Source organism: Limosilactobacillus urinaemulieris, from assembly GCF_014838745.1.
Lineage (GTDB): Bacteria > Bacillota > Bacilli > Lactobacillales > Lactobacillaceae > Limosilactobacillus > Limosilactobacillus urinaemulieris.
Map to the genome: position 1 here is coordinate 34,567 of NZ_JABUXR010000001.1, position 15,608 is coordinate 50,174.

The 15,608-nt window shown below is 36.1% G+C and carries 15 protein-coding genes and 1 tRNA gene; 10 read left to right on the plus strand and 6 right to left on the minus strand.

What is annotated here, in order from left to right; translation table 11 throughout:
• Window positions 1-44: 44 nt before the first annotated feature.
• On the minus strand, window positions 45-428 hold the full coding sequence (locus tag HUK45_RS00200) for a winged helix-turn-helix transcriptional regulator (RefSeq protein ID WP_191910558.1): 384 nt from the start codon (window positions 426-428) through the stop codon (window positions 45-47).
• A gap of 116 nt (window positions 429-544) precedes the next feature.
• Between HUK45_RS00200 and HUK45_RS00205 the strand changes: the two genes are divergently transcribed.
• A complete protein-coding gene (locus tag HUK45_RS00205) occupies window positions 545-835 on the plus strand; it encodes a hypothetical protein (RefSeq protein ID WP_191910559.1) in 291 nt (96 codons plus the stop codon).
• Between the two features lie 56 nt (window positions 836-891).
• On the opposite strand, the gene HUK45_RS00210 is transcribed toward HUK45_RS00205, so the two are convergent.
• Entirely contained in the window at window positions 892-1,683 is a 792-nt protein-coding gene (locus tag HUK45_RS00210; protein ID WP_191910560.1) for a Cof-type HAD-IIB family hydrolase, read from the minus strand.
• A gap of 233 nt (window positions 1,684-1,916) precedes the next feature.
• On the opposite strand from HUK45_RS00210, the gene HUK45_RS00215 reads away from it, so the two are divergent.
• The 4 genes from HUK45_RS00215 to HUK45_RS00230 all read left to right on the plus strand — a co-directional run bounded on the left by HUK45_RS00215 (window position 1,917) and on the right by HUK45_RS00230 (window position 4,637).
• On the plus strand, window positions 1,917-2,453 hold the full coding sequence (locus HUK45_RS00215) for a DapH/DapD/GlmU-related protein (protein WP_413230810.1): 537 nt from the start codon (window positions 1,917-1,919) through the stop codon (window positions 2,451-2,453).
• Window positions 2,454-3,311 (plus strand): alpha/beta hydrolase, encoded by an 858-nt coding sequence (locus HUK45_RS00220; RefSeq protein WP_191910562.1) that lies wholly within the window; start codon window positions 2,454-2,456, stop codon window positions 3,309-3,311.
• 184 nt (window positions 3,312-3,495) lie between these two features.
• Window positions 3,496-3,780, plus strand: coding sequence for a hypothetical protein (locus tag HUK45_RS00225; protein WP_191910563.1), 285 nt, complete (start codon window positions 3,496-3,498; stop codon window positions 3,778-3,780).
• Window positions 3,777-4,637: an alpha/beta hydrolase gene (locus HUK45_RS00230; RefSeq protein ID WP_191910564.1), complete on the plus strand. Its 861-nt coding sequence runs from the start codon at window positions 3,777-3,779 to the stop codon at window positions 4,635-4,637. The genes HUK45_RS00225 and HUK45_RS00230 overlap by 4 nt, the downstream gene beginning before the upstream one ends.
• A 275-nt stretch (window positions 4,638-4,912) precedes the next feature.
• On the opposite strand, the gene HUK45_RS00235 is transcribed toward HUK45_RS00230, so the two are convergent.
• Entirely contained in the window at window positions 4,913-5,242 is a 330-nt protein-coding gene (locus HUK45_RS00235; protein WP_191910565.1) for a helix-turn-helix domain-containing protein, read from the minus strand.
• A gap of 170 nt (window positions 5,243-5,412) precedes the next feature.
• On the opposite strand from HUK45_RS00235, the gene HUK45_RS09670 reads away from it, so the two are divergent.
• The gene (locus HUK45_RS09670) at window positions 5,413-5,535 is read left to right on the plus strand and encodes a hypothetical protein (protein WP_268889985.1); all 123 of its coding nucleotides are present in this window, start codon (window positions 5,413-5,415) and stop codon (window positions 5,533-5,535) included.
• The gene (locus HUK45_RS00240; protein WP_191910566.1) at window positions 5,483-7,675 is read left to right on the plus strand and encodes a coiled-coil domain-containing protein; all 2,193 of its coding nucleotides are present in this window, start codon (window positions 5,483-5,485) and stop codon (window positions 7,673-7,675) included. Before HUK45_RS09670 ends, HUK45_RS00240 begins: the two co-directional genes overlap by 53 nt.
• A gap of 55 nt (window positions 7,676-7,730) precedes the next feature.
• On the opposite strand, the gene HUK45_RS00245 is transcribed toward HUK45_RS00240, so the two are convergent.
• The 3 genes from HUK45_RS00245 to HUK45_RS00255 all read right to left on the minus strand — a co-directional run bounded on the left by HUK45_RS00245 (window position 7,731) and on the right by HUK45_RS00255 (window position 10,386).
• Window positions 7,731-9,077 carry a hemolysin family protein gene (locus tag HUK45_RS00245; RefSeq protein WP_191910567.1) on the minus strand — a complete coding sequence of 449 codons (1,347 nt, stop codon included), beginning with the start codon at window positions 9,075-9,077 and terminating at the stop codon, window positions 7,731-7,733.
• A gap of 79 nt (window positions 9,078-9,156) precedes the next feature.
• Window positions 9,157-10,227: a tyrosine recombinase XerS gene (gene xerS, locus HUK45_RS00250; protein WP_191910568.1), complete on the minus strand. Its 1,071-nt coding sequence runs from the start codon at window positions 10,225-10,227 to the stop codon at window positions 9,157-9,159.
• Between the two features lie 85 nt (window positions 10,228-10,312).
• Window positions 10,313-10,386, minus strand: a tRNA-Pro gene (locus HUK45_RS00255).
• A gap of 130 nt (window positions 10,387-10,516) precedes the next feature.
• Between HUK45_RS00255 and HUK45_RS00260 the strand changes: the two genes are divergently transcribed.
• From HUK45_RS00260 to HUK45_RS00270, 3 genes are all read left to right on the plus strand, one after another.
• A complete protein-coding gene (locus HUK45_RS00260) occupies window positions 10,517-12,727 on the plus strand; it encodes a phospholipase D family protein (protein ID WP_191910569.1) in 2,211 nt (736 codons plus the stop codon).
• Between the two features lie 88 nt (window positions 12,728-12,815).
• Window positions 12,816-13,949, plus strand: a complete 1,134-nt coding sequence (locus HUK45_RS00265; protein ID WP_191910570.1) for a hypothetical protein — start codon at window positions 12,816-12,818, stop codon at window positions 13,947-13,949.
• Window positions 13,950-14,632: 683 nt separating this feature from the next.
• Complete coding sequence (locus tag HUK45_RS00270) at window positions 14,633-15,565, plus strand: DNA/RNA non-specific endonuclease (RefSeq protein WP_191910571.1); 933 nt, start codon at window positions 14,633-14,635, stop codon at window positions 15,563-15,565.
• The last annotated feature ends 43 nt before the right edge of the window (window positions 15,566-15,608 follow it).

The window sequence follows — 15,608 nt, forward strand, 5'->3', positions numbered from 1 at the left end:
AATTGCAAAAGATGACGATCCAGCATTAAACTGTACCGTCATTTTTAATTCTCAAATTTTGCTCGATGCACTTTCTCAAAATGTTTTCCTGTATATATTTCCGCATCACTATGTTTGATCGCCCAATTAGAAATTGTATTGAGTACCGGAATTAAACTTTTGCCTTCAGCCGTCAATGAGTATTCAACCCGAATCGGCATTTCATTATATTGTTGACGATCGATAATTCCTGTCTCCTGTAATTCATGGAGACTATCAGCTAAAGCAGCGTCTGAGATATTTTCCATTTGCGCTTTTAGTTCACCGTAGCGCATTGAGTTAACGTGGCTAAGAATACATAGAATTCGCGGCTTCCACTTGCCACCAAAGATATCTAATCCATAGTCTACGGTACAATAATATTCTTTTGGTATTTTACGTTGATACATAACTAACCTTCCTCAAAAATTATTTAGTAGCTCAATCGCCTTTGAATTCGTATTAATTTCGATTGTAAACGACTACTATCAAAATTGTAAATTAATTGATTTGAGGAGGAAATAAAATGGCAGTTAAAGCATATTTACAAGTAACAATGGTAATTCCGGAGAAGAATCGGGCCGCGGCAGCAAAGGTTTATACAGACTACCGTGAACCGTTCCTCAAGACCATCCCCGGTGCAGAAACCAAGGATCTCTTGATTCGGGACGAAGATGTGCAAGTACTTCATGGCTTCGATAGCGTTGAACATGCCAAGGCATACCTCGACAGTGAAATGTTTACCCAACATGTTTTCCCAGGTTTGAAGCCAACATGGTCATCAGACCCCGAAGTACGGATCTATAGTGTAAATTAAATTGAATAGAGTTTCTTAGTGGCATCACATAAATAGTGGTGCCATTTTTTTGTAAGCTAATTAAGCAATCTATTTATCTCGTGTAACACTGCTTGCTCATCATTAGTTCCAATCGTATGAGTAGCTGCTTCCTTAACATTTGTCGGTGCGTTTCCCATGGCATAGCTCGTACCGGCAAGGTCAAACATCTCAAGATCATTTTCACCATCACCAAAAGCTACTAAGTCGGTTGGTGAAATTTGCCAACGATTGAGTAACTTTTTTAGCCCGTATGATTTGTCCATTTCTGGAATGATTAAGTCAATTGCGCCATTACCACTAGCAGTTGCACGGATAATTCCTGCAAATCTAGTGTTAATATTATGTGCGATTGTCCGCATGTTTGCTGGCGGGACGACTAGGGCAAATTTAAAAATCTTATCATTGAGGTTCGTAAAATCTTTAACAACTTTGGTACGCGTATAGAAACGGTGAAGGCCCTGCTTGAATTTTACAGGCATAGTATCTTTAACATAGGCAAATTGGCGACCGCAAACAACGTAGTAAGTATCAGGAATCGCATCAACATAGGCAATAATGTCTTCAACATCATTCATTTTTAACTGACCACAGGCAATTTCTTCTCCTTGATCAACCGTTAAAACACCATTTTCAGCGACAAAGGCAATCTGATTAGCAATGTCTGGGAAAAGTGACCGGAGAAAGTAATATTGGTCACCGCTAGCAACAATAAACTTAACGTTTCGTTGCTGCATTAGCTGAAAGGCAGTATTGAATAGCTGGTGGTCATACGTCCGGTTAGTTGTCAGAAATGTGCCGTCAATATCGGTAGCGATTGCACGAATCATAAAGTATCCTCCATATAAGTATTTTGAGTTTATTTTAAAATTAGCCCTGTAAAAAAAGTAAGGCGGTAAATAGTTGAAACCCGGAATTAGCGCGATAAAAAATCAAAGTTAATTAAGGTGTCATATTTATGGTCTTGCCATTCTTTTTGATTATAGTTAGTTATAAAATATAAGTATTTAACATTCTTACCGCAAGTAGTTATGATGAATATAACAAATCAATAAGGTGAGGGATGTTAATGCAACGCGCAAATCTTAAAGAGATAAAGGAAATTACTAAAACCGCTTTAAAAGACCAAGACCTTCTTCAACAATTGAATAGCAGAGCGGCAAGTCAAAGAGAAATTCGCCAAGTGATCGGTGATATTACTGGTCAACAAATTGATGATTCGGTTGAAATCCGATTACCAATCCGAAGTGACTATGGTGCTAATTTAAGAATTGGAAAAGGCGTCTTTATCAATAGCGGTGTAATGTTTACTGATCTTGGCGGGATTACATTAGCTGATAATGTTTTAGTTGGCCCGAATGCAACGATTATTTCAGTAAATCACCCGCTAGATCCGCAGAGAAGGCATGAGGTTGAGATGAAGCCGGTGCTGATTGATGAAAATGCCTGGTTAGGTGCTAATTCAACGATCTTACCTGGTGTAACAGTTGGCAAGAATGCTGTTGTCGCAGCAGGTGCGGTTGTGACGAAAGATGTTCCAGCTAATACAGTTGTGGCTGGCGTACCAGCAAAAATAATTAAGGAAATTAGAGAGAAATAAATGCAAAAAAGTTTGAAATTACTTTTTACTTTAGTAGTAGCACTGTTAGGGGTAGGAGGATTCACCGCTAGTGTCCATGCAGTCACCCACTATGTTCAATCATCAACCCCAACAATCTTTGTCCATGGCTGGGGTAGTAGTTCCCACGCGGAAGAAAAGATGGCGAATGCTGCTCGTGACGCAGGAGTTACTAAAACAATTGTTCGAGCAAATGTTGACAAGAAAGGAAATGTTACCTTTAATCGCCAAATTCCAGCTAATGCAGTCAACCCGATTGTCGAAGTGAATTTAGAAGACAATAAATTGGCTGGTTACCAGGATGATTATACTCAAGGTTATCATCATGGGGGAACTTATGTAAAAAATGTAGTAGTTGCTTTGCAAAAACAACGTCATTATAAGCAGATTAACTTAGTTGGTCATTCAATGGGAAACTTAGAGATCATTAACTACATTAATGATAATGTGAATAATAAAAAGTTGCCTAAGGTCGCTCACTTAGTCGCAATTGCCGGTCATTATAATGGGTTAGCTGGTGAACATGGTGCTGATGCTAAAGTAGATACGCAAACCGGTGAACCGGAGCACCAAGATTCTGCATATCGTGAATTATTAGGATTGCGCCAAACTTTTCCGAAGAATACTGCGATTCTAAATATTTATGGTGATGTTGGTGATGGCAGTCATTCTGATGAAGATGTGCCAGTCAATTCTGCTAAATCATTGAAATACCTTGTTGCTGGCCGGGCTAAATCTTATCAGGAGATTGAAATCCATGGTAAGAATGCTCAACATAGCAAGCTTCATAATAATAGTCAAGTTAATCGTTTATTAATTAATTTTCTCTGGAAAAAATAGTATTTTTGATTATCAATTAGATTGTCCCGTAGTTAAATACTAGCGGGACAATTTTTAAATTATTGAGAAGTGAAAAATATTTAGTTTACATAATTATCATTCAGTGTTAACGGATCATTTTCTTGTCGCTCTTTGAAACTAAGCATATAATTAAAACGAGAAATAATTGGAGGAGGGGTGCCTAATGAATAAAATCTTCATGAATGGTTATTACCAAGGCGTTATTGAAGTTGCTCCAGCGTCACTTTCAGCAGCTAAGGTAGAAGAACTAGCAATTGCGATGACTATTCAGCATCTTCGTCATGCAGGGATTAAAGTTTCAACAATTCATGATTTCCTAATATTTGATATTCAAGCTAATGAGCGACTTGTTAATAATTACATTAATGATGGTGCGGCCGAACTTGAAGAGGTTCAAGCCAAAATTTTAAGCTTAGCATTTACAAAGAAAGGTAGTATTGACCAATGAAGAAAAGTACAATTGGTACTACAATTGCAATTCTTATCGTTTTAGCGGCAATTATTGGTGGTGCAGTATACCATACCCAGAAGAATAATCGATTTGTTCATTCAACAACGGCAACGCTCTTTTTCCATGGTGGTGGGAGTAGTTATCGTGCAGAAACAGGGATGGTTAATGCAGCGAAAAAAGCTGGAGTAACTAATACAGTTATTAGGGCCGATGTTACCAATAACGGAAAAGTCACCCTCCATGGGAATATGCATCGTGGTGCAATTAATCCAATTGTTGAAGTTAACTACGAAAACAATCGCCAGCTTGACTTTAATAAGCACGGTGAATATGCGACTAATGTGGTTAAGATGATCAAGAAGCGATATGGAATTAATAAAATCAATATGGTTGGTCACTCTCTTGGGAATATTTCGATTATCTACTACATGCTTCGTAACGGCCAAAACAAAGATATGCCAAAATTAGAGAAGCAGGTAGATATTGCAGGGCACTTTGGTGGTTTAACGTTTGATGGTATTCCAGATGACCTTAAGCAACCCGCTGGTATGAAACTATATTCTAACGGGAAGCCTAATTACATGAACGCTACTTATAAGCAAATGACGGCAGCGCGTAAGGCTTATCCTAAGGGTCAGGTAGCTGTCTTAAATATTTATGGTGATATTGGTAACCATACTGACGGACGGGTCGATAATATTTCATCACGTTCACTTCAGTATTTAGTTGCATCACGGGCAAAATCTTATACTGAATTAAAGGTAACCGGAAAGAATGCTCAACACTCAAAACTTCATGATAATAAACAAGTTGATCAAGCATTAATTAAGTTCCTCTGGCAAAGAAAAAAGTAAAAGACGTTTTATAATTTTAATAGCGATTTAAATTGCTGAACTTAGTTACCTATTTGTTAATGATTTTCCTTTTAAATATCTGAAAAATCCGAACTATAATTGCTAAAAGCAAAAATTTGTAGTTCGGATTTTTTGATATTTTAACCTAGAAAATTAATATTTAATTCTCAGTTTCAAGGAAGTCTTTGTCCAGGGATACACAGGGTAATTTAACGATTGTCTTAATCAACAAGAGATCAAGGCCATTACGTATTAGTGCTTAAAATACTAGAGTATTATTTCAATAGTTTTATAAGATGTGTTATCAGCCTACTAACTTTTTCACTTTTCTGCTCATCCATTTCATCTAGGAGATGAATGAGTTCTTTTTGGTTTGGTTTAAACTCTTTAGATTTTACTTCTTTTGTCATGTTATCAGTTAGTTCATTTATTGGAACTCCTAATGTATTTGCAATCCTTACAAGATTTTTAGCACTAAAGTTTTTAGCTAAATCACGTTCGATTTTACTTAGGTAATTCGTTGTTAAACCGCTTTGATCAGCTAATTGTTCTTGCGTCATGCCCCTTGCTCTTCTTAATTTTGATATATTTTGTCCCATACTCATATTAAATGATCTTCCTTTTTAATCTTTTATCAAGCATAGAAAAAAACATCTATCGATATAAGCGTCTAATAGAATTCTTTTAAAACTAATTCAATTGAATTGGAAAATGGTAAAATATATGTATACGGATATATTTGTATAAGCACTATATCGATAGGGAGGATTCTAATATGTTAAACAATAAACAAAAGATTACTAAGATATCATTAGCAACTACTGTAGCGGTTGCCACGGGAGCAATTGCTACTAACGCATTTGCGGGATGCACCTGTACAGTCAACAACGCCAGTTAATCAAGCTATACAACCCTTATCCAATATTGCCACTACTAACTCATTGACTGATCAAATTAACAAGAAACAGTCCCAAGTAAATGTATCGATCCAAAATTTACATCAGGCCCAAACAAATCTTAAAAATGATTCACAAATTGCTACTACTCAACAGCTAAAGTTGAATCAGATACAAAATCAATTTGACCAAGTTAACCGATCTGATCAGGCTATTCAAGCTCAGCTTAGTTTAAATTCGCAAACTCCCGAGCAGATAAAGGAAAAAATTGAGCAAGATAAGGCTAATGTCGAGCAACTTTCTTCTCAAGTAGCTTCAGAAAATTCTTTAGCTGGTGATGCTGGCTCATCATATAGTGAGAGTGTTTGGCAAGTTGAACAAGCAGAAAGAACTAGAAATCAAGCTTCAGCTGCAGTAGCCAAGTCTCAAGACGAACTGAATAAGGCAACCAGTGAGACTGCTCAAACTAACAGTCAACTTAGTAAAGCAAATAGTGATCTTTCTGCGGCCCAAATAACTGCTACAAATGCTCAAAATGAATATACATCAGCACAAGCTGCAGTTGAGGTTCACGATCAAAAACTACATATATTACATCAAAAATTCCTAGATGCACAACAAGCAAATGATATCCAACAAGCAAATCTTGATCAGGCCGTTAAACAGTTAACAGAAGCAACTGTTGCAGGCGATCAGGCAGAGCAAAATTTGCAACATTTATTAGAATGTCGTAATAGATTATCAGCTGATCAAGCCATTTTTAATCAAATACAGCAACAAGTAGTAGAACTTCAAGATCAACTTAATGCAGAACAAAGTAATGAGAATGTCGATCAATCGTTGCAAAATTCTAATAAAACAAACAAAGCCAAAAAATTACAACTTCAACTAGATATAGCAAGAAAGCGGTTGGATGCAATCCAATCACAACTTAATGATGATAACCAGGAAGTTGAAAAATTAACCGAGCATGAAAATGATTCTTATAACACTCAGGAAGCAATTACAAAAGCTAAAGCTCAAATAGAATTTGAACAACAAATTTTGGCGAAGACTAATAATGCATTGTCTCAAGCTCAAAATGACTATAACCAAGCTATTAATAAAAATACAGTTCTAGCTCCTCTGGCAAAGAAAGTAGAAGATGCTGAGGAAACTGTTTCTGAACTTCAAAATAAAATCAATTACTTAGAATCTAAGCAGGTTAATCCAGATACTATTCCATATCTGAATAAAAATTTGAATCACCAGCTAGAAATGTTACAGACTGCCGAAGCAAAGCTTAAACAAATTAAAACCGATTCTCAAAAAGCTCAAGATAAATTCAATGAAGTTTGTAAGAAAAGAGATAATTTAGAAAAAGATCTTAATACTGCTAAAAATCGGTTAAATAATGATCAGGCCTTATTACAAGATCTGAATAATAGACAATCCAATATTTCTGAATTACTGAAAGTTCATCAAGAATATCAGAACCAGCTTACTAACCTGACTAATGTGATCAATAAATTAAAGACTGATCAAGATAATATTCAGAAAAAAGTTACTAATGATCAGTTAGCTCTGAATTCAGCTCAAATAAATCTAGATGAATTGCAGGGTGAGCTAGCAGATTTAAAGCGACAACAATTAGAAATGAAGCCTGATATCCCAGCCTTATCAGATAATCCAGAACATCTTGTTACCCGGAATAGTGAACAATCAACTTCGAACGTCAATGCACATAATAATATAGTCGATACCACTATTAAATCTGATCCAATAAATTCAATTAGCAAATCAAATAGTGATTCAGTGGTATCTAGCGCTAGTCCTGCTACTCATCAATCATCAACAAATAATTTCCTTACCAATCAAAATACATCTTCAAATATAATTAATAACGAATATTTAACTAGTAACGATAAAGTAGTAACTGAACACAATCAGGTATATCATAATGTAAAATTTCCTGAGATCTTATATACAACTACACGTAATTCACATAGTTATGATTTAGAAAATGAGGAACCAATCCGTGCACATTCTAAGTCTTTACCACAAACGGGTAATTATAATCGGCTTACTAGTGCTATCAGCCTTGGCTTAGCCGCAATTGCTATTAGCATGGGAGTATATCCTCATAGTAAACGCCAAATTTGAGAAATAAAAAAATAGTAGAAAGTAATTGATTAGTCAATTGCTTTCTACTATTTTTTTATTTATCTTCTTGTTTAGGTTTATTTTTCTTTGGTTTAATGTAGATTACCTTAAACTTATTTACGTAAGCATTCTGTAAGTCGAGGGGGATGAATGAGAAGCTGTCGACTCTAATTGGCTGACCAACCTTTAAGTCATATTGCCGTTCAAGGAAGAATCCTGTAAGAGTTGTTACTTCAGAGTTTTCGAACTGGTCAATCTTAGTATTAAAGTACCGTTCAAAATCATCGAGCGGCATTTTACCAGAAACTTCGTAAGTAGGGTTCCCCTTGCTATCCGGTTCCTTCTTTTCAATCATATCGGATGTTGCGTGATCAATTTCCTCGCCGACAGTTCCAAAGAGTTCTTCGTAAATATCCTTATCGGTAATAATCCCTGATGTTCCACCATATTCGTCTTGAACAACAACAATTGGGACCTGCTTCTTAATCATTTCTTGGAGAACCTTAGTAATTGGCTCATTTTCATAAACGATTGGAATCTTTCGCATAATTGTCCGAATTGATTGTTGAGGATTAATTTGGTTTTGCCGCATAATATCGTAGGCAAAGATATAACCAAGGATATGATCCTTATCGTTATTAGCAACAACCGGGAATCGGGTGAACTTCTTCTCAAAGTATAACTGTGCTGCATCAGCAATTGAGGCAGTAATATCGATTACCGCTAACTGGGTCCGATCAATCATGATATCTTCAGCGACTTTATCGTTCATTTCGAATGCGCGTTGCATAAAGATAACGTCTTCTTTATCCATTTCACCAGCTTTTTCAGACTGTTGGGAAAGGGTCATAATTTCATTTTGCGAGTAAGTATCTTCTTCAGGTTGGACATTATAACCCAGAAGCTTAGTTACCCATGCAGCAACGACAGCGAATAACCATACAAATGGGTAGAAGATTGTATGGAAGAACTGAATCGGGTGGACAATTGCCAGAAGGATTGGAACTGGTTTATCGATTGCCATATTCTTTGCTACTAAATCAGTAAAGACAGCGTGAAAGAACGTGAAGATTAGAACACCACAGATAGGGGAAATAACTTCTCGCACGTCAGCTGGAACAACCGTGATCTTTAACAGTAAGTTGGTAATAAATTGATCACCAATCCACCCTAAAATCAAGGAAGTCATCGTAACCCCGACCTGTGCTGTCGATAGGTACTCATTAAGGTTATTAACCATGTGTTCGGCACGTTGAACTTTCTTGGTTTGACGCAATTCCTTTAACTCACTTGGTCGAACCTTAACAACAGAATATTCAAGCAAAGTAAACAGTGCTGCTAGCAGCAAAATCAAAATGATAACAATCAGTTGAAACCAATATGAATCCATTAATCCATTCATCTTTTAAATCTCACCTAAGCCTTTAGTTTATTATATTCAAATTCTATTTTAACAGTCTTTTCAAGGAGCGCCAATAACTTCATTCTTTTTCTGGATGATTACTGATCTCATCAAGCGCCTCACGCTGTTTTCGCTGATCAACGTGAGTATAGAGATCGGTTGCGGAAGTTCCTTTCTGGCCTAACTGCTGGGCAACTAACACCTGATCTTTGGTAATGTTATACATTTCAGAAGCAAGGGTGTGACGAAGCTTGTGTGGGGTAAGCGGATGACCAAAGGCAGTTGAATATTTTTTAACCATTTTTTCAATTGCATTAGCTGTCATTCGCCTGGTTTCACCATGATAGACGGTAAGGAATAGGGCAGTATCCTTTTTTAAGGCGTGATATCGTTTAGCGCGAATTTCCAAATATGCTTTGATGTACTGCATCGCCCATGGTGCAATTGGCACAGAATCCTTCTGCCCACCTTTCCGTACAACATCAAGTAAGTTCTGCTTCAAATTTAGGTCAGCCAAGTTAACGTTAGCAGCTTCTGAGACACGAACTCCAGTACCAAGGATCAGCGTGATAATTGCAATATCGCGTTCTTTATTAATTTTATATGCCGGTAACGCGCGCTTATCACACATTTGCGGATACTGGTTACTGATAAAATCAATAAAGTCGAATTTCATTTCTCCACGATACATGTGAGACGCTAAAGTATGTGCACGGTAGTTTAATGTCTTTGTATCATTTAATGAATCGATCTTAAGCATCACATTTCGGTAAAAATATGGTTCACCATCATTAACATCAGCTGTCACCGTTAAATATTTAAACAATGAACGTAAGGCGTTAATTGACCGATTAATAGAAGTAGGAGAGTTTAAATGACCTTGTGCATTAGTGGTGTGACTAAGATGATCAATGTATAGCATAATGTCATTTCGTCGTAGCTTGGCAAGTTCATCAGTTTGGATTCTAGTATTATTATCTGCCCCAGATAGGCCACTAGCTCGAAGCCAGTTAAAGAAACGCCGGATTTCCGTTAAATACTGGTAAGTAGTGGTAACTGCGTGATTAGTCCCCAAATAGTACTCATTTACATAATCAGGAAGCTGTGCAAGCTCCTGTTGAATTAAACTTAGGTATTTATCTGATTCCATTATTTCATTATTCCACCTAATATATACTTTTATCTATTATTATAATAAAAAAAGCCATCCCGGAAAGGAATGACTCTTAGATTAATCGGGAAAACAGGATTCGAACCTGCGACCTCCTGGTCCCAAACCAGGTGCTCTACCAAGCTGAGCTATTTCCCGTTGACGGGTTGTATCGCACAACATGAATTATATTACCAGAAGCATAACTATTTGGCAAGAAAATTAAGAAAGAAAATCAAGAATAAAGATGATAACCTATACTTAAAGACTAGTAGGGAGGGACCAAACTATGCTAACGGTATATGATCTTAAAAATCAACGAATGCTAACTCAGCCGAATTTTTGGAAATTAGTATCAGGCTATGAACGATTTTCTGGAGTTACGTTTGTCGGGAGTTTTCAGATCATTGAAAAGCATCTTCTTCCACAATTTAAGCAGGTTAATTTAATCTTGGGGATGGAAGATCAGCGAACAGGGCAAAATTTGAATCAGTTTTTTTATCTTACGCGTCGGGTAAGAGAAATTACATCGGCTAATGAACAATTCATTTCCCGAGTTGCTGACGAAAGCTTAAAATTACGGTTCACTAAGGAGCAGCTTTTTCATAGCAAGTATTATATTGTTGAAAATGATAATCAATTTAAGATTTTTAACGGATCGATGAATTTAACTCAAAAAGCACTAACCAACAATTTTGAAATGCTGTGGATGTATGCAGGATCAAAGGATAATCCAGCTGATCTAGCTTTTTATCGGACACATCAACAACTTTTCAAGAAGAACTTTACTGAGGATAGTACTAACTATCTTGATCGGAAAGTAATCGATCAGATTAAAGGCAAATCGGCAAAAGAAATTACCGAAATTCTAACAAGCCAAACGGTCGAACAAATCAATGATAATACTGTTCTCTTTCCAGTAGAAGATATTACAAAAATAACTAATTCGCAAAAAGATCAGCGATATGCACTGGTTCCAAAGGATGTTAAACAGGTAATTAACTCGATTTATACCCCTAAAGGAAATAAACGACGGAAAACTGAAGAAATTAAGAATCAGGTTAAAGAAATTGTCTATAATAACCTGGAAGAACCGGCTAATAATGTCGTGGAAGCTAATACACTCTACCCGCAGCCTCTATGGTCATATGCTGACGATAATGTATTAGTTCAGCAACCCAACTCTCATGAATTCATTCCCCTAGAAAATCATGTTAAAAATGTTACTCGGGACGATGTCGAAAACTTTGTTAAAGTAATCAAAAGTTTTAAATATAACAAGGTTCGTGATGAAAGTCAGCAGGCATTATCTGCATTTATGTATCTTATGACGGCTCCACTAATCTGGAAGATCCGGCAAATCTATCGTAAGTCCAATTATGCTAAAAGTGCTGATCAAGTACCACTATCAATGGTCCTAATTGGTAGGGGGACTACAGGGAAGACCCTTTTAGTTCGGGATTACTTTAAACCGTTTATTGGTGATCGGGGGATGAACCTTCAATATTCAGAAATTAATCAGGGAACTGGTGCTCATACAAATAAAGCAGTTAATTTCCTTGGTAATTACCTTAATTCAAAGCGGTTCATTTCACCAATGATCGTGGACGAATTAAACGAGAATTTTCTTCATAGTAAGGTCGCCACGAACGCAATTAAACAATGGTCCAATACCATTACGGATATTCATAACGTTAATATTTTTGCGATGAACCATAATATTGGTGGTCGTGATATTAATAATTTGGAAGAAATTACTAAGCGGGTTTATTATTTATCATTTGAAGCCGGATGGTTACCACCAGAAAAGCAAAAATATAATTACGGTATCCTCCAAAATAATATTAACGATCATATCTATAAAGCAGTTGTTTATGAATTAAATCAACGATTGGTTAACCTGTCAGGATTAGATGAACAGGACTTAGTTGATGATTACTTAAGTCTCACCCGAAAAATCGTCAAAGAATTACTTGCTAAGTTTGGCCTTCAAGACGAATTAAAGGGAATTATTGACCATAACTATGATTATAAGGTTGATCGAAACCGTCTTACCTGGAAAATGTTAATTAAAGACGATGACTTTAAGCATGTGTCATTTAACAGTGAGGGTAAGCAACATTTTACGGTATCAAAAGCAATTTTCAATAATCTTAAGGGGAGTACCTACGAGAATATTAACCAGACTTTGGATAACTATTTCAATATGTTTCCTCGTGAATTGGGAGTTGCAATTGAGCAATACAATAATGGGATGATTCTTGATATTAATAAATTTGACGAGTTCATCGGAGAGCCGTTAATTAGGCAGCATTATAATAGCCTTCATCAAAAAGATAAGCAAACTGATGCAATGCAAGAATATTTAAAAGCTCAGAAGCAACGCGATGAGCAGCAAAACAAGATGATGACAGAAATGATGAAGACGATTGCTAAGCAGCAGGAACAAAACCAACAGTCTAAACCAGGGCTATTGTCACGGTTATTTAAACGGAAATAATTAGTATTTTCCCGAATATTTGTTCGAAAAATGCAGTGATATTTGATAAAATATTGTTATCGAACTAACGTTCAAGGAGGGGAAGCTAATGACTTACGAATTAGTATACCGTTCGAGTAAGGGAAATAATAACTATTGGTCAGTTAATGAACGATTCACCAGGAAAGAAACGGGGCATTTTCAATGGAACTCAGCTATTGAGATCAACCAAATTTTCCCACAATTGAAGGCCAAATATCCGACATTATTTGCAAAAAAGAAGACAGAACGTTTTTATTATTTAGATGTTAAGTCGAGTAAATTAATTAAACTGTCACCTGATCAAGAAGAGATTAAGGCTGCTTTGACTCCTGATAGAATTCCCCAAGACAACTATACTTGTCCGCTAAAAATAACCGATAATAAGTACTACGCAATCGCAATTGATGCACCAGATAGACGATATTACTTTAATACGAGTAAGGGAGTCTTTCTTAAAACCGTTAATAGTGAGGTTCGACGGTGGCGTGAATTCGATAAGGCCGCTGCTACTGCAAATACGATCCGAGTTAATAAGAAAATTTGGAATAAGTATCCAGATTGGAACCCATTGAGTAATTATGTAATTAATCTTAAAACCGGTGCGATTGTGTGGCCTAATAAAGAGTTGAATAGTTCTTTTCCTGCCTCATTTGAAAGTAACTATGGAACCACAAATTCAGCATTTCTTTTAATGATGTTAGAACAATTAGACACCCAACTGCAGGAACATTTCAGTTCAATTAACCAACAACCCATAAATACAATTGAGGATCCAATTGAAATTCCCCAAATTGACTTTGAAAGATATAATGCTAAAGAAACGTTTATAGCACTTAGTTATATAGTAAGAGTGATGGCGCAAAAGCCTCTGATTGACAAAGCATTAAAATGCTACGATAAGGAATTACTTCAAGATTATTTGCATACAATAGAACTAGCAGATCTTAGTCGGTTAAATGCAAATGAATTTGCCAATCAGCTTCAGCAAATGCGATTGAAGCGACGAAAAGTCAAGAATTTAGCTTTGTTCTTAAATATTATTGCCGAAAATATGAATATAGAAAAAATTCTTAAACAATTATGGCAAGAACCGTCACTACGTAATTGCTACCACTATCGTCACCCTGAAACCGGCCAACGAATGTTAGACATCATGAACGATAATCAATCAGGTGAGGGGAGAGCAGGGGAGAATTATTAGTTTAACTTAATTTAAGAGAACCGCTAATTAGTATGGCCCTTTTATGATCTAAGAGGATTTCCAACATAAACATCTGCTAGAATTTCTCTCCTCTGACCCAAATTTTAGGAATAAAAGTGAAGATAAGAGTCTTTAGAAAGTACAAATAGAGCTCCAGATTACTGGTAAAGCAACTCTGGAGTTCGTTTATTCGTGTACTGTGAAAGTAATCGGATTTATGTCACAATTTCCGTTAAAGAATTAGTTTTTTTAACTGAAAACCATTAATTCCATCAAAGGTCACATTAAGCATCTGGCTGGCAGAAATATCCAGAACTAATCATCAAATCCTTGTATTTACTGGAATTGTCAAAAATTATTTAACGTTTAATTGGAATTAAGCGACTCAGACCAGTTAAAACTAAGTTAAATAAGAACATGGGTAAAAAGTGGACAGATTAAGACTAGTTAATTTAAAGAGGGTTAAAGCATTTTGCTTTAGAAACCTGTCATTAAAATTATAGTTTTAATGCTAGAGATACTTAAAAAGTACCCCCAGCACTCATTTCTTGCTTAATTAGCTTTCTATATATAGACTCAACTTTAGTAATTAAATAATTGGTAAATTCGTTTTTAATAACTTGACTCCTCACTATCGACTAACTAAAATACAAATACTTTGAATTACTAAGGAGAAACTTCTTTTGCGGCTAATTAAAGCAATTAAAATTGGCTTATTATTTATCATTGGATTTGGCGTTGGGATTGGCGTTTCATATGGCTATCCATATTATCAGGAACTCCAATCACGACACCATTTTCAACAAAATTACGATCACCGATCATCAAATACTGTTGGCGGAATCACTAGTCAGCAAAAACAGATATTGGCACAATTAAATTATCATTCTGGTCAATATCCTATTATCTATTTAAACAACGGCAAATCAACCTTAAACCCTAAGTCATGGAAAACAAACCATGTTAACTATCAACAACTTGATGCTCAGCAGCGGACATCGGCTAGTAATACCGCATTCCTTCAGCAACGGAATCATGCTAATATTAGTTTACGAGTTCAGCAAACTGTTGAGCCCGCTGGTTGGCATCCTAATCGTAATGGCCTGTTAATTTATAATCGTGGTCACTTAATCGCTTATTCATTAACAGCAGGTCTTAACAAAACAACTGGTAAGTATCAACCAAGTGCTGTTGGTGATCAAGATAATCCACGAAACCTCTTTACAGAAACCGATTTTACTAATCAGATGCTTCAAACAATCTATGAAACGGAAGTTCGTCATGCGATTGAACATGGTAAACATGTTATTTTCCAAGCAACACCAATTTTTCGTAATAACGAAACAATTGCTCGTGGAATTAATCTTCAAGCGCTTTCAACAGATGGAACACTTAATTTCAATGTTTATCTATTTAATGTTGAGCCCGGAATAAGGATTAACTATCAGGACGGGACAACAACGGTTGATAATTCACAAAAAATTCCAGTTCCATTTGCTGCTGACGATGATTATGAGATCGACAAAAGCAATGAAGCAGATGGTCCAATTAAAGCAACTGGCAAATATTCACGACCGATCGCTGATCGACCACGACAATATTATCGTTCGTATTGATAATAGAATATTGAAAAACGGTTCTCGTTGGTTTTTGCTAACG